The organism is Microbispora sp. H13382, assembly GCF_014161445.1.
GTDB lineage: Bacteria > Actinomycetota > Actinomycetes > Streptosporangiales > Streptosporangiaceae > Microbispora.
In genome coordinates this window covers 285,820-303,230 of the sequence record NZ_JABBXA010000007.1, presented here as the reverse complement: position 1 = coordinate 303,230, position 17,411 = coordinate 285,820, and the positions used below count along the sequence as shown (strand labels likewise).

The window sequence follows — 17,411 nt, the reverse complement described above, 5'->3', positions numbered from 1 at the left end:
CGGGCGGGACACGACCCGGGCCCGTCCGCGCGGCGCGGACGGGCCCGGCGTGAGCCGCCTCAGCTCTGCGGCTGCCCGGCTCCCGGCTTCTCGATCGGGATTCGCCTGCGCTCCTCCCGCTCCTCGGCGAGCCGCACGCTCACCTCGAGGACCCCCTTGTCGTAGGTGGCCTTCACGTCGTTCTCGTCCACGTTCTGCGGCAGCACGACCGACCGGGTGAAGGCTCCGTACCGGAACTCGGTGCGGTGCGCCTGCCGCTCCTCGTGGCGCCGTTCCGCGTGGATGGTCAGCACGCCGTTCGACACGCTGATCTCCACGTCCTTGTCCGGGTCGATCCCGGGCAGTTCGGCGCGCAGCACGTACCGGTCGTCCTCGACGTAGTCCTCAAGCCGCATCTGCTGCCCGGCCATCGGCCGCAGTGCGGCCATCGGCGCCTCCAGCAGGTCGAACAGGTCGGGAACGAGACCTCTGGACTCCCGTCGCATCGGAACGCTCATGCCTGTCACCTCCGTCCGGCAGAACTCATCATGGAAGAAATACCCGGCAGAAATCGGACAAATCGCCACAGTCGGACTATCGGTGAGTCCGTGATGCAGGATGGTGATCATGCTGCCAGAACGGATCTATCACGGCACCGGCCCCGGGCCGATCACTCCGGACGGGTGCGCGGTCGACTACTACGCGACGCTCACGCCCGACGGCGAACCCGGGATCGTCCACGCCGCGATACCCGAGGGCGCGGCGATCCTCGAACTCGGCGCGGGGGTGGGCCGGATCACCCACGCCCTCCTCGCGCTCGGCCACGAGGTGGTGGCCGTGGACGAGTCGCCCGAGATGCTCGCGCACATCCAGGGGGCGGAGACGGTCCTGTCCCGCATCCAGGACCTGTCCCTGTCCCGGAGGTTCGACGTGGTCCTGCTGATGTCGTACGTGATCGACACCGCCGACGACGATCTGTGCCGGGCGTTCCTGCGGACCTGCCGCCGTCACGTCGCGCCGGACGGGCGCGTGATCCTCCAGCGCCGTCCGCCCGAGTGGTACGACACGGTGGGGCCGTCGGAGAGGCGCGGCGACGGACGGGTGGTCCGGATGACGGACGTGAGCCGCCCCGAGCCGGATCTGCTCGACGCGACGATGGAGTACGTCGTGGGGGACCGGCGATGGACGCACACGTTCGTCAGCAGGCGCCGTACCGACGACCGGTTCGGGGAACTGCTGCGCGAGGCCGGGCTCACGATGGAGGGCTTCCTCGGCTGCGATCGTGGATGGGTGCGGGCGGCGCCGGCATGACGCGGCCCGCGGCGAAGGGAGTGCGCGATGAGGTTCGTACGCGAAGGCGAGATCAAGGCCACCCGGCCGGGACCGGACAGGTTCACCGACGGCGTGTGGGAGGCGGAGACGCTGAAGGAGGTGGAGCCGGACGGCCTGCGCGCCCAGCGTTTCTCCTACGACCCGCAGGCCCGCTCGGGGTGGCACACCCACGACGGGGAGCAGGCGCTGTACGTGCTGTCGGGACGCGGCGTGGTGACGCGCTGGGGTGAGACCGGTGGCACGCTCATCGGGCCGGGCGACTGGGTCCACGTCCAGCCGGGCGAGAAGCACTGGCACGGCGCCGTCGACGACGACACGCTGGTGCACATCGCCGTCACGGCGAGCGGCAAGACCCACTGGCACGGGCCGGTGACCGACGAGGAGTACCGCGCCGGCCTCGGCTGAGCACGGTCTCCACGGTTTCGGTCCGCCCGCCGCGGTGAAAGCGGCCGGACGTGTTTCGGCGGGCGCCGGCCGGTGAGAACTGCCCGGATGAACACGCGATTCGACTACCCGGAGCCGCCCGTCCCGGCCTTCCTCTTCGATCTCGACGGCACTTTGATCGACAGCGTCTACCAGCACGTCATCGCCTGGCGCACCGCTCTTCGCGGGGTCGGCATCGACCTGTCGGTGTGGCGTGTCCACCGCCGGATCGGCATGAGCGGCGGCCTGCTCGTCAACGCGCTGCTGCGGGAGACCGGCGTCTCGCTGAGCGACGAGCAGATCGAGGACCTGCAGCGGGCGCACGCCGAGGCGTATCTGGAGCAGATCGACTCGGTGCGCCCGCTGCCGGGCGCGACCGAGCTGCTGCGGCGCCTGTCCGACAACGACGTCCGCTGGGCGATCGCGACCAGCAGCCGGGCCGGCACCGCCCGGCACGCGCTGGACATGCTCGGACTGCCGCCCGATGTGCCGCTCGTCCACCGCGACCGGGTGCGCCGGGCCAAGCCCGATCCGGACCTGTTCCTCGCGGGCGCCGCGCTGCTGGACGTCGAGCCGAGGTTCACCATGGTCGTCGGCGACAGCGTGTGGGACCTGCTGGCCGCACGGCGTGCGGACGCGCTGGGCGTCGGGCTGCTGTCCGGCGGCTACGGCAGGGACGAGCTGGAGCGCGCCGGCGCCTTCCGCGTGTACGCCGACCCCGCCGAGCTGCTGACGCGGCTCGACGAGGTCGGCGTGCGCATCCGTGCCTGACGGGCCTCAGCCGGGGACGGCGACAAGCGGGTTCGTTCCCGAGGCGGCTCGGCCGGTGACGACGAGGCCGGCGTGCGGGTCCGTTTCCGACGCGGTTCAGCCCGTGACGATGACCAGGCCGGCCCGGGAGCGCACGTCGTGGCGGGCGTAGTACCGCTCCTCCTGCTCGGCCCAGCGCCGCCAGTGGGGTGCGTACACCTCGCCGTCGCGGGCGAGCGCCCGCGCCCGCCGGACCTCCTCGGCGGCCTCCAGCCACACCAGCCCGCTGAGGTACGGCCCCGCCTCGCGGGCGCCGCAGCCCACGCCCTCGACGACGATGGTGTCCGCCCGGGGGGCCTCGTGCCATTCGGCGTACCGGCCCCGCGTCCAGTCGTAGCGCCGCCAGCGTGCCCGGTCCCCGCGGCCCAGAGGACGCAGCACCCACTCCAGCAGGGCGTCCACCCCGGCCTGCAGGCCGTCCCAGCCGTCGTACAGGTCGTCCATCCGGACGACCGGCGCGGTGAGCGCCGCGGCCACGGCGGCGGCCAGCGTCGACTTGCCCGCGCCCGAGCGGCCCTCGACGGCCAGGACCCGGGTGCCGGCCGCGCGGGCGGGCCGCGTGCGCAGCCAGCGCGCGACCGCCGCGGGGTCTGCTGTCATGCGGGCCGAGCCTGACGGAGCACCGGAGCGCCTACTCCCATCACCCCTGATGGGGGCTGATCCCCGCCATGGACAGGCCGAGGAGCCGCTGCGCGTCGGCGGCGGAGTCCGGGTGGTGTTCCATGGCCAGGGCGATGCCGGTGATCAGGGCGAGCAGGTCGCCGGTGGTCACGCCCGGTGCCAGCGCGCCGTCGTCGGCCGCGCGGCGCACCAGCGGGTCGCCCGCCTCGGTGAGCTGCGCCGAGCAGCAGTGCTCGTGCGCCGCGTCGGGGCCTGCCGCCCGGTCGCGGGTCAGCGCGGTGGCCAGCCCCCGGATGGTCGCGGCGTCCGCGAGGACGGCGCTCAGCCATTCCAGCAGCGCGGCCCGGGTGTCGGCCCTGCCGGTCAGCTCGCGGGCGTGCGCGCACAGGGCCTCGACCCGTTCGCGGAAGACCGCCTCCAGCAGCGACTGGCGATCGGGAAAGTGCCGGCGCACGGTGGCGGATCCGACTCCCGCGGTGCGGGCGATCTGCTCCAGGGACGCGTCGGGGCCCTCCGCGGCGATCGCCTCCTTGGCCACGGCGAGCAGGCGCGCGTAGTTGCGCCGGGCGTCCGCGCGCTGGACGGGCATCGTGTCACCTCATCGGTTGCTAAGTGGCGGGGTCCGCCGTATTGTACCGAAACATAAACGGCGGGCCCCGCCGTTTCTGTGCTCGCCCAGGAGGGCCACATGGCAATCGCTTCCGCACCCGTTCTGGTCACCGGCGCCACCGGACAGCAGGGGGGCGCCACCGCCCGTGCCCTGCTGGCGAACGGCGTCCCCGTCCGGGCATTGGTCCGCGACCCCGCGACCGAACGAGCGAGGGCGGTCGAAGCGCTCGGCGCCGAGTTGGTCGCCGGCGACCTCCGCGACCGCGACTCCGTGATCAGGGCCGCGCGAGGAGCCCGGGCCATCTTCTCGGTGCAGATGCCGGCGTTGCGGGCAGGCGCCTTCGACTTCGAGGGCGAGCTGGTTCAGGCCGTCAACCTGGTGGAGGGCGCGCTGGCCGCGGGCGTGCCGCAGTTCGTGCACACGTCCGTCACCGGCGCGGGGCGGCACACCGAGACCCCCGGCTGGGCCGAAGGCCGCTGGGCGTCGCTGGAGCCCGCCCTCACCGCCAAGGCCGGCGCCCAGGACCGCGTGCGTGCGGCGGGCTTCACGCACTGGACGATCATCAAGCCGGGCTTCTTCATGGAGAACTTCCTCCCGTCCGCGGGATACCTGCTTCCCCGCGGCGTCGAGGGGGGCATCGTGACCGTGCTGAAGCCCGGCACCCGGCTCTCCCTCGTCGCGGTCAACGACATCGGAGCGGCGGCCGCCGCGGCCTTCGCGGCACCGGAACGGTTCCACGGCGTCGAACTGGAACTGGCCAGTGACCACCGGCCGATGAGAGAGATCGCCGCGGTCCTCTCCCGGGCTCTGGGCACCGAGCTGACCGCGCCCGACATGACGGTGGAGGAGGCGGTCGCCGCGGGGATGCCGGGCTACGGCGTCGCCGCACACGAATTCATCAACGTGGTCGGTCAGCCCGCCCGCCCGGAGTACGCGCGGGCCCTCGGCATCCCGCTCACGACCTTCGAGGACTGGGCGTACGAGCACCTGCGGGCCGTGGCCTGACGCTTCCCGGAACGGCCGGGGGTGGTCATGCGGCGGCCCGGAGGGGCCGTCCGGTCCCTCCGGGCCGCTCGTGGAAGCCCTTGCCCGCCCTCGCTACACGCCGGCGCGGGTGGGGCGGCGGATGTCGCTGCTCTGCTCCTGCCACTCGGGGGTCTCCTGCCCCTTCTCCTGGGCCATCTCCTCCATCCGCAGGGCGACCCCCATCGCGAAGAAGGTCGGCGCCCACTCGCCGACGAACAACGCCCAGCGGTCGGCGCGTTCGATGCCGGCCGCCTCGTACTTGTTCGAGACGACCCATGAGGCGATCGACATGCCGATTGACCCCAGAGCGGCGCTGTACATGTGATTGGAGCGCAGTCCCATCTTGTGGAGTGTCCTGATCATGCGTGTCCCCCTTGTGGTGATTTGCCCCGATTTCGGGCGTACCCGGCCTGTCCTCCCGTAACCCGGCTCGACCCATCACGCCGTGCGATACTCGCGACCGCGCATGAGGTGAGGGCGGCTGGGTAGCCGTGCCGGACCAGGAGGAAAGTCATGGAAGTTCTGGGCATCGACATCGGCGGCTCCGGAATCAAGGGCGCCACGGTGGACACGGCCGCCGGCGTGCTCACCCGGGAGCGCCTGCGCATCCCGACACCGCGGCCCGCCGTGCCGGGGGCCGTCGCCCAGGCCGTACGCGAGATCGCGGAGCACTTCTCCTGGACCGGCCCGATGGGCGTGACCTTCCCCGGAGTGGTCCTCGACGGGGTCATCAGGACGGCGGCCAACGTGGACAGGTCGTGGATCGGGGTGAAGGGCGCCGACCTGTTCGGCGAGCAGGCGGTCGTGCTCAACGACGCGGACGCGGCCGGCGTCGCCGAGATGACCTTCGGCGCGGGCCGCGACCGGCGCGGGGTCGTGCTCATGCTGACCTTCGGCACCGGCATCGGCAGCGCGCTCTTCGTGGACGGCGCGCTCGTGCCCAACACCGAGTTCGGCCACGTCGAGATCCGTGGCAGGAAGGCCGAGCACCGCGCCTCCGACCGGGTGCGCGAAGAGGAGGACCTGAGCTGGGAGAAGTGGGCCGGGCGCGTGGAGGAGTACCTCAGGCACATGCGGGACCTGCTGTCGCCCACTTTGATCCTGATCGGCGGGGGCGTGAGCAAGAAGGCGGACAGGTTCCTGCCGTACGTCGACCTCGGGGACACCCCGCTGATGCCCGCCGTGCTGCGGAACGAGGCCGGGATCATCGGCGCGGCGATGGCCGCCGCGGGAGCCGCGCTCGTCCCCTGAGCGATAGAAGTCCCTTATTCCTACCTGGACAGCGGGTAATATCGCTGCCATGATGATCCCATGAACCCCTCGGGGAGGTTGACCCAGCGCCGGCACATCGACCTGCTGCGCGTCTGCGCCGCCGCCTGTTGACGACCGCGGTCACCACCGTCCGGTACGCCACGAGGCAAGGAGAGGGCATGTCCCACCAGAACGTGATCGACTTTGTGGAGCGCAGGCGCGAGCAGGGCCATGAGCCCCCCGATCTCGGGCAGGGGTCCGTGCTCGGCGTGCTGCCGGTGCCGGAGACCGGCGCCGTGCTGATGATCGTGGGCTACCTGGTGCCCGCCGGGGGCTCGGCGGACGCGCCGGTGGCGCGGGAGCGTACGGCCCCGCCGCCGCGGCGGCCCGCCCACGACGAGGAGGAGCTGGTCCTGGACCGGGCCGCGCGGGTGGTCCGCGCGGGCGGCGAGGAGGTCGAACTGACCTTCCGGGAGTTCGAGCTGCTCGACTATCTCAGCTCGGCGCCCGGCCGGGTCTACAACCGCCGCCAGCTCATGGCGGCCGTCTGGGACAGGTACGACGACGAGGGCGGCCGTACGGTCGACGTGCACGTTCTGCGGCTGCGCCGCAAGCTGGGCCGGCACGCGGGCCGCATCGTCACCGTCCGCAACGTGGGGTACAAGTACCAGCCGCCGCGCCGCCACTGACCTCGCCCCAAGAGGGCCGCCGAAAAACGGCTGGCAGATCGGCGGGGGGCGTTGCCTATCCTTGAGCATGGAATGAACACGCTCGCCGATCTCCAGGCCCGCCTTCCCGACCTGATGCTGCGCGACCGGCGCAGGCTGCGCCGCCGTCTCGACGGCATGCGCCGGGTCCGCGACCGCGCCGCCCGCCAGTCCGTCGTCGAGGAGATCGCGGGGGACGTGGAGGCCGCGGAACGCCGCGTGGCCGCGCGCCGCGCGGCCGTCCCCGACCTCCGCTACCCCCCCGAACTGCCGGTCAGCCGGCACAAGGACGACCTGCTGGCGGCCATCAGGGACCACCAGGTCGTGATCGTGGCCGGTGAGACCGGCTCGGGGAAGACCACCCAGATCCCCAAGATCTGCCTGGAGCTCGGCCGGGGGGTCCACGGGCTCGTCGGCCACACCCAGCCGCGTCGCATCGCCGCCCGGACGGTCGCCGAGCGCATCGCCGAGGAGCTGTCGATCGAGCTGGGGGAGGCGGTCGGCTACAAGGTCCGCTTCACCGACCACTCCAGCGACGGGACCCTGGTCAAGCTCATGACCGACGGCATCCTGCTCGCCGAGATGCAGACCGACCCGCTCCTGCTGCAGTACGACACGCTGATCATCGACGAGGCGCACGAGCGCAGCCTCAACATCGACTTCATCCTCGGCTATCTCAAGCAGCTCCTCCCCAAACGGCCCGACCTCAAGGTGGTCATCACCTCCGCGACCATCGACCCCGAGCGGTTCGCCCGGCACTTCGCCGGCCTCGGGGGGGAGCCGGCGCCCGTGATCGAGGTGTCCGGGCGCACCTACCCGGTCGAGGTGCGCTACCGCCCCGTCGACGAGGACGACGACCAGACCCAGGCCATCGTCGACGCCGTCGACGAGCTGTGCGCCGAGGGGCCGGGCGACATCCTGGTCTTCCTCAGCGGCGAGCGGGAGATCCGCGACACCGCCGACGCGCTCAAGGGCCGTCCCGAGGAGGTCCTGCCGCTGTACGCGCGGCTGTCGGCCGCCGAGCAGCACCGGGTCTTCCAGTCCCACCGGGGCCGGCGGATCGTGCTGGCCACCAACGTCGCCGAGACCTCGCTGACCGTGCCGGGGATCAAGTACGTGGTCGATCCGGGCACGGCGCGGATCTCCCGCTACAGCCATCGGCTGAAGGTCCAGCGGCTGCCGATCGAGCCGATCTCCCAGGCGTCGGCCAACCAGCGCAAGGGCCGCTGCGGCCGTACGTCGGACGGCGTGTGCATCCGGCTCTACTCGGAGGAGGACTTCCTCTCCCGGCCGGAGTTCACCGACCCGGAGATCCTCCGTACGAACCTGGCGAGCGTCATCCTGCAGATGACCTCGCTCGGCCTGGGGGACATCGCGGCGTTCCCGTTCGTGGAGCCGCCCGACAGCCGCCAGGTCAGGGACGGCGTCAACCTGCTGATCGAGCTGGGCGCCCTCGCGGACAGGGGCGCGGGCCGGGAGGCCGGGAAGGGGACGCAGCTCACGCCGCTCGGCCGCAAGCTGGCCCAGCTCCCGGTGGACCCCCGCCTCGCCCGGATGGTGCTGGAGGCGGAGAAGAACGGCTGCGCCCGCGAAGTGATGATCATCGCGGCCGCGCTGTCGATCCAGGACCCGCGCGAGCGGCCGGCCGACAAGCAGCAGGCGGCCGACGAGAAGCACCGCCGGTTCGCCGACAAGGAGTCCGACTTCCTGACCTACCTCAACCTCTGGAACTACCTGCGCGACAAGCAGAAGGAGCTGTCGTCCGGCGCGTTCCGGCGGCTGTGCAAGGCGGAGTTCCTCAACTACCTGCGCGTGCGGGAATGGCAGGACATCGACAGTCAGCTCCGCCAGGTGGCCAGGACGCTGAACGTCGTACCCAACAGCGTGCCCGCCGATCCCCAGCGCGTCCACCAGTCGCTGCTGGCCGGCCTGCTGTCGCACATCGGCGTCAAGGACGTCGTCGACAAGCGCAGGCAGGAGGGCCGCCGGCCGATCACGGAGTACATCGGCGCCCGCAACGCCCGCTTCGCGATCTTCCCCGGCTCGGCCCTGGCCAAGGCGCAGCCGCAGTGGGTGATGTCGGCCGAGCTGGTCGAGACGTCCCGGCTGTGGGCCCGGGTCAACGCCAAGATCGAGCCGGACTGGATCGAGCCCCTCGCGCAGCACCTGGTCAAGCGCACCTACAGCGAGCCGCACTGGGAGAAGGACCAGGCCGCCGTGGTCGCGCTGGAGAAGGTCACGTTGTACGGCGTGCCGATCGTGACCGAGCGGAAGGTCAACTACGGCCGCATCGACCCCGAGCTGAGCCGGGAGCTGTTCATCCGGCACGCGCTGGTCGACGGCGACTGGCGGACCCACCACAAGTTCTTCCACGAGAACCGCAAGCTGCTGGAGGAGGTCGAGCGGCTGGAGGAGAAGGCCCGCCGCCGCGACATCCTCGTGGACGACGAGACGCTGTTCGACTTCTACGACCGGCGGATCCCGGCCGACGTGGTCTCGGGCAGGCACTTCGACAGCTGGTGGAAGACGACGTCGCGGGACAAGCCCGACCTGCTGACGTTCTCGCCGGAGATGCTGGTCAACGACAGCGCCGGGGTCAGCGCCGGGGACTACCCCGACGCCTGGCGGCAGAACGGCCAGCGGATGCGGCTGACCTACCGCTTCGAGCCCGGCGCGGTGGAGACGGGTGAGGCGGACGGCGTGACCGTCCACATCCCGCTGGCCGTGCTCAACCAGGTCGACCCCACCGGCTTCGACTGGCAGATCCCCGGTCTGCGTGAGGACCTCGTCACCGCGCTCATCCGGTCGCTGCCGAAGAACCTGCGGCGCAACTTCGTGCCCGCCCCCAACTACGCCAAGGCCGTGCTGGAACGCGTACGGCCCGGCGGCGAGCCGATCCTCGAGGCGCTGGAGCGCGAGCTGCGGGCGCTGACCGGGGTGGAGGTGCCGCGCGACGCGTGGGCCCTCGACCAGCTCCCCGCCCACCTGCGGATCACCTACCGGGTGATCGACGACCGCAAGCGGACGGTGGGTGAGGACAAGGACCTGGAGGCGCTCAAGCGGCGGCTCGCGCCCAAGCTGCGCGCCACGCTGTCGAGGGCCGCCGACGACCTCGAACGCGACGGCCTGCACGGCTGGACGATCGGCACGCTGCCGAAGGTGTTCGAGCAGGGCAGGCTGCGCGCCTACCCGGCCCTGGTGGACGAGGGCACGAGCGTCGCGGTGCGGATGTTCGAGACCGAGCGGGAGCGCGACCGGGCCATGTGGGCGGGCACCAGGAGGCTGGTGCTGCTCAACGTGGTCAACCCGGCCAAGGCCATCCTGCGGACCCTGACCACCGCGCAGAAGCTCGCCCTCAGCCGCAGCCCGCACGGCGGGGCCGCCGCCCTGTTCGACGACTGCACGGCGTGCGCCGCCGACAAGCTCATGGCGCAGGCGGGCGGGCCCGTCTGGGACGAGGCCGGGTTCGAGCGGCTGCGCGACCACGTGCGCGCCTCGCTGTTCGAGACGACCGAGGAGGTCGTCTCCCGCGTGGAGCGCGTCCTGGCGGTCTGGCACGCGGCGCAGAACCGGCTCGGCGCGCTGGGCGGCGGCGTCGCCGACCTCAAGGCCGACATCGCCGACCAGCTCGACGGGCTGGTGCACGACGGGTTCGTCACCGAGACGGGCTACGACCGGCTGCCCGACGTGCAGCGCTACCTGCGTGCCGTCGAGCGCCGCCTCGACAAGCTCCCCGACGATCCCCATCGGGACCGCGAGTGGATGCACCGCGTGCACGACGTCGAGGACGAGTACCGCGACCTGCTCGACCGGTTGAAGCCCGACGAACGGGACGCCAAGGCCGTACGGGACATCCGCTGGATGATCGAGGAACTGCGGGTGAGCTTCTTCGCCCAGCAGCTCGGCACTCCCACCCCGGTCTCCGACAAGCGCATCCGCAAGGCCATGCAGCAGGCCGAGTCCGCCGCCCGGGCCGGGTGACCCGGGCGGCTCAGCGGCCGAGCGCGGCGCCGATCAGCGCGCGGGGGTCGGCCGCCCCGGCGAGCACGCCCGACGGCAGGACGTCGATCAGGTGGGCGTGGCCGAAGTTGGAGCCGTACTCCATCGTCTCGACGGTGTGGCCGCGCTCGCGCAAGCCGTCCGCCCACGGCGCGCCCTCCTCGACCTCGACCAGCGGGACGGACCGCCAGGTGTCGAAGCCGGTGCCGCCGGTGCCGAGCTCCCAGCGCGGCGCGCCGATCACCTCGCCGGGCGTCTGGCCGTTCGCGAGCAGGCGGGTGACCAGCTGCAGCAGGATCTGCGGCTGCGCGTCGCCGCCCATCGTGCCGAGGACCGTGCGCAGCGTCCCGTCCGGCCGGGTGACCAGCGCCGGGGACAGCGTGTGGGGTGGCCGGCGACGCGGGCCGTACTCCGCGGGGTGGCCGGGCGTGAGCGAGAAGCCGATGCCGCGGTTGTGCAGGTTGATCCCGGTGGCGGGCTCGAAGAGCAGGCTGCCGAAGCCCGACGCGTTCGACTGGATGAGCGAGACGCCCATGCCGTCGCCGTCGACCACGCACAGGTACGTCGTGTCGCCCGGCCCGGCGGGGACGTCGGGCAACGGGGCGCGCCTTTCGGGGTCGACCAGCGCGCTGCGGGCGGCGGCCGTGCCGAGCGGCGCCACGGCCCCCTCGTGCAGGACGTCGAGCCGGTCGTGCCCGGCCGCCCTGGCCGACTCCACCAGCAGGTGCGCCCAGCGCGGGTCGGCCGGGTCGGCGGGCGGGCCGAGCTCCGCGAGGATCTCCAGGGCCAGCAGGAGCAGGTAGCCCTGGGAGTTCGGCGGAACGCTCCAGACGCGGTGCCCGAACACCTCGACGCTCAGCGGCTCCACCCAGTCGGCGTTGGGCCGGGCCAGGTCCTCCTCGGTGTACTCGCCGCCGCCCAGCTTCAGCAGTCCCTCGCCGAACTCGCCCTGGTAGAACCCCGCCCGCCCGCCCTCCCCGAGCGCGGTGAGGACCCTGGCGACGCCGGGCCTGCGGATCACGTCCCCGGGGCGGCGGGCGGCCGCGAAGTCCCCGGCCCCGGGCAGGGTGCCGACGAAGTCTCCGACGGGCCCGAGCAGCGGGGAGGCGGGGAAGCCCTCGGCCGCGAGGCGGATCGCGGGGGCCAGCAGGTCGGCCAGGGGCAGGCGGGCGTAGCGCTCGTGCAGCGCGAGCCACCCGTCGGCGCAGCCGGGCACCGGGACCGAGCGGATGTCGTACAGGTGGGGCATCCGGCCGAGACCCTCCGCCCGCAGCCGGGCGGGATCGGCGCCCGAGCCCGCCCGTCCCGAGGCGTTGAGCGCGCTCACGGCACCGTCGTGGACGAGGGCGAAAAGGTCGCCGCCGAGACCGCACATGTGCGGGGCGGTGACCGCCAGCACGGCGTTGGCGGCGATGGCCGCGTCCGCCGCGTTGCCGCCCCTGTCGAGGGTGGCGACGCCCGCCGCGGAGGCCAGATGGTCGACGGTGCACACCATGCCGTTCAGGGCATACCGAGTCTCGCTCACGTCCGGGGATGTTACGGCACCTCGTAGAGTGGCTGCCGTAATCAGGACGGATGGGGAGGACGTTCATGGTCCGGGCGCTCGTGTTCGACGTGGGGGAGACGCTCATCGACGAGACCCGGATCTGGTCCCGGTGGGCCGACCGGCTGGGCGTGCCGCGCCTGACCTTCATGGGCGTGCTCGGCGGCATGGCCGCACTCGACCGTGGGCACCTGGAGGCGTTCGAGCTGGTCAGGCCGGGGATCGACCTCGACGCCGAGATCGAGGCGTGGCGGCGCGAGGACACCGGCGGGTTGCGCGAGAACTTCGACGCCGACGACCTCTACCCGGACGTGCGGCCCGCTCTCACGGCCCTGCGGGAGGCCGGCTACGACCTGGTCGTCGCGGGCAATCAGCCGCCGCAGGCGTACGACGCGCTGGTCGCGATGGACCTGCCGGTCGACGGGATCCACACCTCGGCCGCCTGGGGCGTGGAGAAGCCCGACCCGGAGTTCTTCGCCAAGGTCGCGGCGGTCCTCGGCCATGAGCCCGGGCAGATCCTGTACGTGGGCGACCGGCTCGACAACGACGTCCTGCCCGCCGCGCGCGCCGGGATGCGGACCGCCCTGCTGCGCCGGGGGCCCTGGGGCTACCTCCACGCCGGCCGCCCGGACGCCGCCCGGGCCGACATCGTCGCCGACGGCCTCGCCGACCTCGTCCGCCTGGTCCCCGCACTCACCTGATCAGGGGCGCAGCCGGCGGGCGAGGAGTTCGCGCAGCGCGCCGGTCTCCTCCCCGAGGCGGTTGAGCGACGCGAGGAACTCCCCGGGCGCGTTCAGAAGGCCGAGCATCCGGGCGGACACCGCCTCGCGGGCGGCCCGGCCCGCCTCGACCGCGGCCCTGCCGTGCGGCGTCAGCTCGATGATCCGTGCCCGCTGGTCGCCGGGGTCGGTCCGGCGTGCCACGTAGCCGATGCGCTCCATCTCCGCCGCCACCTTGGAGGCGCCCTGCGGGGTCATGCCGAGCAGGCCGGCCAGGTCGGAGACGCGTACGGGGCCGGCGAGCAGGTGCTGGAAGACGTACCCGTGCACGGTGCGCACCTGGTCGTGCCCGGCGGCGGCCATCCGGGCGCGCACCTCGGCGTCGCAGGCCGCGGAGAGGGCCGTGAACAGCAGGGTCAGATCGCTTGACACCACGTTCGGATACTCAAATACTCAACCATGGTTTCGCAACTTAGGTTGAACAATTTGGAGGGTGTCCATGTGGTGTGATCCGGCCTTCGCGGCCGTCGCCGACGCGTTCCGGGAGACGGGCGGAGGAGCGAGAGGCGGCGCCGCCCTCGCCGTGTACGCGGGCGGGCGCCCGGTCGTGGACATCTGGCAGGGCACGGCCGACCGGGACGGCGTACGGCCCTGGGAACGGGACACGGTCGTCAACGTCTTCTCGGCGTCCAAGGGAATGCTGGCGACGCTCGCGCACCTGTACGTCCAGCGCGGGCTGCTCGACCTGGACGCCCCGGTGGCCCGTTACTGGCCGGGGTTCGCCACCCCCGCCACCATCGCCGACCTGCTCGCGCACCGGGCCGGGCTGCCCGCCGTACGCCGGGAGCTGCCGCCGGGCTCCCTGTTCGACTGGGACGCGATGACCGCCGCGCTGGCGGCCGAGAGCCCGTGGTGGACGCCGGGGGAGCGGCACGGCTACCACGCGGTGACCTTCGGCTGGCTCGTCGGGGAAATCCTGCGCAGGGTGGGCGGGCGGCCGGTCCGCGACCTGGTCCGCGACGAGCTGGGCGTCCCCGGCCTGTGGATCGGCCTGCCCGCCTCGGAGGCGGGCCGCGCCGCGTACCTCGCCCCGCCGCAGGCCGGGGACGATCCGCCGGCGGCGCTGACGAAGGCCATGTCCGAACCCGGCTCGATCACGATGATGGCCTTCGGCAACCCCGCCGAGCAGTTCACACCCGGTCTGGCGAACACGGCGCGCTGGCGGGCCGCCGAGATCCCCGCGTCCAACGGGCACGCGACCGCCAGAGCCCTCGCCACCCTGTACGGCCGGCTCGTGTCGTGCCGGAGGCGCGCCGCCGGAGGCGAGGGCGGCATCCTCGACCCTGACGTTCTGGGCCGGGCCGTAGCGCCCCGCAGCGAGGGACACGACGAGGTCCTGCTGGCGCGGACCAGGTTCGCACTGGGGTACATGCTGCCCTGCGAGATCCGGCCGTTCGCGCCGAACCCGCGCGCCTTCGGGCACAGCGGCTCGGGCGGGGCGCTCGCCTTCGCCGACCCGGACGCGGGGGTGGCCCTCGCCTACACGCCGAGCCGCCTCGTCGTCAGCGCGGCGGGGCCCGACCCGAGGTGGGAGCCCATGGTCGCGGCGCTGTACGCCTGCCTGTGAGACGTCCGGCGCCGCGATGGGGGAGGTCCTCAGCCCTGCTGCTTCTTCTGCCTGACGGCGGCGACGAGCTCGTCCTTGGTCATCCCGGACGCGCCTTCGATCCCCAGTTCCTTGGCCTGGTGCGACAGCTCGTCCTTGGTCCGCGAGCGCGGCTTGAGCGGGGCGGCCAGCACCTCGGCCTTCCGCTTGCTGAAGGCCTTGCCGAGCCGGACCCGCTCCTCGAAGGGGACGGCCTTCTCCAGGACCGGGAGGATGTCGTTCTCCTCCTCCTCGACGTGGTGCGTCACCGCCTTGATGAGCTCCTGCAGAAGCGTGTCGAACTCGGGGCCGTCCGGGTCGGTCTCCAGGAGCTGGGAGATCATCTCCTCGGCCTCGTGGTGTTCCTCCACGCCGTGGTGGACCTCCTCCTTCTCCTCCGGCCGCCGCCTGGCGAGCGCGGGGTAGACCTCGTCCTCCTCGCCCTCGCTGTGCGCGACGAACTTCGCCGCCAGCTCCGCGAGCAGTGCCGGCCGGTTCTCCGGCATCTTCTGGAGCCGCTCGAACAGCGACTCCACGTCGCGGTGATCTTCCTTGATCAGGCTGATGACGTCGGTTGCCATGAGTTCCTCCTGTGCGTGGACGCGCTCGCACTACCCGGCGCCGCGCCGATCACACCGGTGGAGCACCGGCTCTCGTCCTTGTGCCTTTCAACCGGCTCACAAGCGCGGGACGCCACCCTCGATGCCATGAACCGCGAATCGGAGACGGGCCGCGCGCGTGTCGGACAATGGGAGTTCGCCTGGCATCCGGCGTGGTGGCTCGCCCTGATGTGCCTGGCGGCGGCGCTGCTGCTGTTCGTGTTCGTCGAACCCACCGGCTGCTATGACTGCGCGCCCGGTCGCGTCAACCACGATCGGGCCGCCAGGGTCTTCACCGCCGTGGCGCTCGCCGCCTACTTCTGGGCATACGGCCAGTGGCGCCGCCTGCGGCATCCCGGAAGCGAGACGTCCGACGCCGAGCGTGCGCTGGTCGCGCTCTTCGGCGTGATCCTGGCACTGGCGCTGTGGCCGTTGTCGCCGCCCGGGTGGCGGTGCGGCCCGCCCGCCGCCGTGTTCACCCCCTGGTACGGCGACCTGCCCATCCCATGCCAGAATTCTCTCGACCAGCGCCAGACCCAGCTTGTCCTGCTCGGACTGCTGGCGATCCCCTTCGCGGTCGGGGCCGCGAGGGCTCCCGAAAGGTGATGAGCCCGGGACGACCTCAGGAGTCCCTGGTGAGAGTTCCCTCGTAGGCGATCAGCCCGAGGTCGTCGGTGTGGCGGTAGGCGAGGGCGCCGCCCTTGCGGGTGAGCACGACGTCGCCCGGGACGCATCCCGGCACCTCCTCCAGGCGGAACGTGAGCGCGGAGCCGGAGCCGCCGGTCAGCCGCAGCGTGCCCTCGCACGAGTTCGCCGGCTCCTTCCACCTGCCCGCCTTCTCGCCGCGCTTCAACTCGATCTCGATGTCGTACTCGCTCGTGAGAAGGCCGGCGGTGGGCGCGATGTGACCCTGCCACTTGCCCGCGAACGCCTGCGGGATCGCCTCCTGGGCGGAGGCGGTCGTGGGGTAGGTCCCGTCCGTGCCGCCGGTCGGGGCGTCGGTGGCCGCGGCGCCGGTCGGCGTCGGGTCCCCCGCGTACGTGCTCTGCGCGGGGGCGCTCGCCGGAGGCGTGGGGGACGGGCCGGCCGACAGCGTGGCCAGGCGCGGGACCAGCAGCGCCGCGGTGATCCCGAGGGCCGCCACGACCGCGCCGGCCCCGGCCAGGACACGGGCGCGGGATCTCCCGCGGCCTCCTCCGGGAGCGGTCTCCTCTCCGGCCCGGCCCGCCGACGGCGACGTCACCGGCGACAGGGACGGGCCGTGCGGCGGTGCGGGCGCGGCGGGCGGGACGCCGTGCACGCCCGCGCCCGCAGGCAGCGGCCCGGGCGCGGTGCCGACCAGTTCGAGCAGCAGGTCGCGGGCGGCCGGGCGGGCGGCGGGGTCCTTGGCGAGGCAGCGTCCGACCAGCGCGCGCAGGGGCGGCGGCAGCGGCGTCAGGTCCGGGAAGGTCGTCATGATCCGGTGCAGCACGGCGGCGACGTTGTCGGCGCCGAACGCCGCCCGGCCGGTCGCGGCGAAGACGATCGTCGCCCCCCACGCGAACACGTCGGAGGCGGGGCTGGCCGGATGGCCCGCGATGTGCTCGGGCGCCAGGTAGGCCGGGGTGCCCACCGGGCCCGCGTTGATCGTCTCGCTCTCGCCCTGCCGGGCGATGCCGAAGTCGACCACGCGGGGACCGTCCGGACCCAGCAGCACGTTGCCCGGCTTGAAGTCGCGGTGCACGATGCCCGCGCTGTGGATCGCCGCCAGCGCGGTCGCCGTCCCCACCGCGAGCCGTTCCAGCTCGCCGCCGCGCAGCGGCCCCGACGCGCTCACCCGCTGCTGGAGCGAGGGGCCGTCGACGAACTCGCTCACGACGTACGGCTCGCGCCCGTCCACCACCGCGGTGATCACCCGGGCGGTGCAGAAGGGAGCGACGCCGCGCAGGGCGTCGAGTTCACGCGACAACCGGGCCCGGACGACGGGGTCGAGCCCTGTCTTGAGCACCTTCACCGCGACCGGTGCGCCGTCGGGCGCGTGGCCCAGGTAGACGACGCCTTGGCCGCCCTCGCCGAGCCGTCCGCTGATACGGAACCCGCCGAGCGTACGCGGGTCATCTGGCTCAAGGGGGGCGACCATGGGTCACACCGTAGCGATCCCGCGGCCG

At 72.8% G+C, this 17,411-nt stretch carries 18 protein-coding genes; 10 read left to right on the top strand and 8 right to left on the bottom strand.

The features are described 5' to 3' along the window. Nucleotides 1-59: 59 nt before the first annotated feature. Nucleotides 60-497 carry an Hsp20/alpha crystallin family protein gene (locus tag HHX41_RS17205; protein WP_169979994.1) on the bottom strand — a complete coding sequence of 146 codons (438 nt, stop codon included), beginning with the start codon at nt 495-497 and terminating at the stop codon, nt 60-62. A gap of 109 nt (nt 498-606) precedes the next feature. Between HHX41_RS17205 and HHX41_RS17200 the strand changes: the two genes are divergently transcribed. The 3 genes from HHX41_RS17200 (at nt 607) to HHX41_RS17190 (ending at nt 2,505) form a co-directional block, all read left to right on the top strand. Further along, the gene (locus tag HHX41_RS17200) at nt 607-1,290 is read left to right on the top strand and encodes a bifunctional 2-polyprenyl-6-hydroxyphenol methylase/3-demethylubiquinol 3-O-methyltransferase UbiG (protein ID WP_220504124.1); all 684 of its coding nucleotides are present in this window, start codon (nt 607-609) and stop codon (nt 1,288-1,290) included. A gap of 27 nt (nt 1,291-1,317) precedes the next feature. Further along, complete coding sequence (locus HHX41_RS17195) at nt 1,318-1,716, top strand: cupin domain-containing protein (RefSeq protein WP_169979997.1); 399 nt, start codon at nt 1,318-1,320, stop codon at nt 1,714-1,716. 87 nt (nt 1,717-1,803) lie between these two features. Beyond that, complete coding sequence (locus HHX41_RS17190) at nt 1,804-2,505, top strand: HAD family phosphatase (protein ID WP_182906739.1); 702 nt, start codon at nt 1,804-1,806, stop codon at nt 2,503-2,505. Between the two features lie 96 nt (nt 2,506-2,601). On the opposite strand, the gene HHX41_RS17185 is transcribed toward HHX41_RS17190, so the two are convergent. Both HHX41_RS17185 and HHX41_RS17180 read right to left on the bottom strand, forming a co-directional pair. Next, the gene (locus HHX41_RS17185) at nt 2,602-3,144 is read right to left on the bottom strand and encodes a dephospho-CoA kinase (RefSeq protein ID WP_182906738.1); all 543 of its coding nucleotides are present in this window, start codon (nt 3,142-3,144) and stop codon (nt 2,602-2,604) included. 40 nt (nt 3,145-3,184) lie between these two features. Beyond that, the gene (locus HHX41_RS17180; protein WP_169980003.1) at nt 3,185-3,754 is read right to left on the bottom strand and encodes a TetR/AcrR family transcriptional regulator; all 570 of its coding nucleotides are present in this window, start codon (nt 3,752-3,754) and stop codon (nt 3,185-3,187) included. A 99-nt stretch (nt 3,755-3,853) separates the two neighbouring features. On the opposite strand from HHX41_RS17180, the gene HHX41_RS17175 reads away from it, so the two are divergent. Then, the gene (locus HHX41_RS17175) at nt 3,854-4,780 is read left to right on the top strand and encodes an NmrA family NAD(P)-binding protein (protein ID WP_182906737.1); all 927 of its coding nucleotides are present in this window, start codon (nt 3,854-3,856) and stop codon (nt 4,778-4,780) included. A 93-nt stretch (nt 4,781-4,873) separates the two neighbouring features. Here the strand turns inward: HHX41_RS17175 and HHX41_RS17170 are convergent, their stop codons facing one another. After that, complete coding sequence (locus tag HHX41_RS17170; RefSeq protein WP_139580668.1) at nt 4,874-5,164, bottom strand: hypothetical protein; 291 nt, start codon at nt 5,162-5,164, stop codon at nt 4,874-4,876. A gap of 150 nt (nt 5,165-5,314) precedes the next feature. On the opposite strand from HHX41_RS17170, the gene ppgK reads away from it, so the two are divergent. The 3 genes from ppgK (at nt 5,315) to hrpA (ending at nt 10,740) form a co-directional block, all read left to right on the top strand. Then, the gene (gene ppgK / locus HHX41_RS17165) at nt 5,315-6,052 is read left to right on the top strand and encodes a polyphosphate--glucose phosphotransferase (protein ID WP_182906736.1); all 738 of its coding nucleotides are present in this window, start codon (nt 5,315-5,317) and stop codon (nt 6,050-6,052) included. 179 nt (nt 6,053-6,231) lie between these two features. Continuing rightward, nucleotides 6,232-6,741: a winged helix-turn-helix domain-containing protein gene (locus tag HHX41_RS41810; protein WP_182906735.1), complete on the top strand. Its 510-nt coding sequence runs from the start codon at nt 6,232-6,234 to the stop codon at nt 6,739-6,741. Nucleotides 6,742-6,813: 72 nt separating this feature from the next. Then, on the top strand, nt 6,814-10,740 hold the full coding sequence (gene hrpA / locus HHX41_RS17155) for an ATP-dependent RNA helicase HrpA (RefSeq protein WP_182906734.1): 3,927 nt from the start codon (nt 6,814-6,816) through the stop codon (nt 10,738-10,740). 10 nt (nt 10,741-10,750) lie between these two features. Here hrpA and HHX41_RS17150 read toward each other — a convergent pair whose 3' ends face one another. Next, nucleotides 10,751-12,283 carry a gamma-glutamyltransferase gene (locus tag HHX41_RS17150; RefSeq protein ID WP_182906733.1) on the bottom strand — a complete coding sequence of 511 codons (1,533 nt, stop codon included), beginning with the start codon at nt 12,281-12,283 and terminating at the stop codon, nt 10,751-10,753. Nucleotides 12,284-12,333: 50 nt separating this feature from the next. Here HHX41_RS17150 and HHX41_RS17145 point away from each other — a divergent pair, with 50 nt between their 5' ends. Continuing rightward, the gene (locus HHX41_RS17145) at nt 12,334-13,002 is read left to right on the top strand and encodes an HAD family hydrolase (protein ID WP_249349703.1); all 669 of its coding nucleotides are present in this window, start codon (nt 12,334-12,336) and stop codon (nt 13,000-13,002) included. Here HHX41_RS17145 and HHX41_RS17140 read toward each other — a convergent pair whose 3' ends face one another. Then, entirely contained in the window at nt 13,003-13,455 is a 453-nt protein-coding gene (locus HHX41_RS17140) for a MarR family winged helix-turn-helix transcriptional regulator (RefSeq protein ID WP_211591620.1), read from the bottom strand. Nucleotides 13,456-13,519: 64 nt separating this feature from the next. Between HHX41_RS17140 and HHX41_RS17135 the strand changes: the two genes are divergently transcribed. Next, complete coding sequence (locus HHX41_RS17135; RefSeq protein WP_259401054.1) at nt 13,520-14,647, top strand: serine hydrolase domain-containing protein; 1,128 nt, start codon at nt 13,520-13,522, stop codon at nt 14,645-14,647. A gap of 29 nt (nt 14,648-14,676) precedes the next feature. Here the strand turns inward: HHX41_RS17135 and HHX41_RS17130 are convergent, their stop codons facing one another. Continuing rightward, the gene (locus HHX41_RS17130; protein ID WP_182906731.1) at nt 14,677-15,246 is read right to left on the bottom strand and encodes a hemerythrin domain-containing protein; all 570 of its coding nucleotides are present in this window, start codon (nt 15,244-15,246) and stop codon (nt 14,677-14,679) included. A gap of 126 nt (nt 15,247-15,372) precedes the next feature. Here HHX41_RS17130 and HHX41_RS17125 point away from each other — a divergent pair, with 126 nt between their 5' ends. Next, a complete protein-coding gene (locus tag HHX41_RS17125; RefSeq protein WP_182906730.1) occupies nt 15,373-15,870 on the top strand; it encodes a hypothetical protein in 498 nt (165 codons plus the stop codon). 16 nt (nt 15,871-15,886) lie between these two features. Here the strand turns inward: HHX41_RS17125 and HHX41_RS17120 are convergent, their stop codons facing one another. After that, entirely contained in the window at nt 15,887-17,383 is a 1,497-nt protein-coding gene (locus tag HHX41_RS17120; protein ID WP_182906729.1) for a serine/threonine-protein kinase, read from the bottom strand. Between the last annotated feature and the right edge of the window lie 28 nt (nt 17,384-17,411).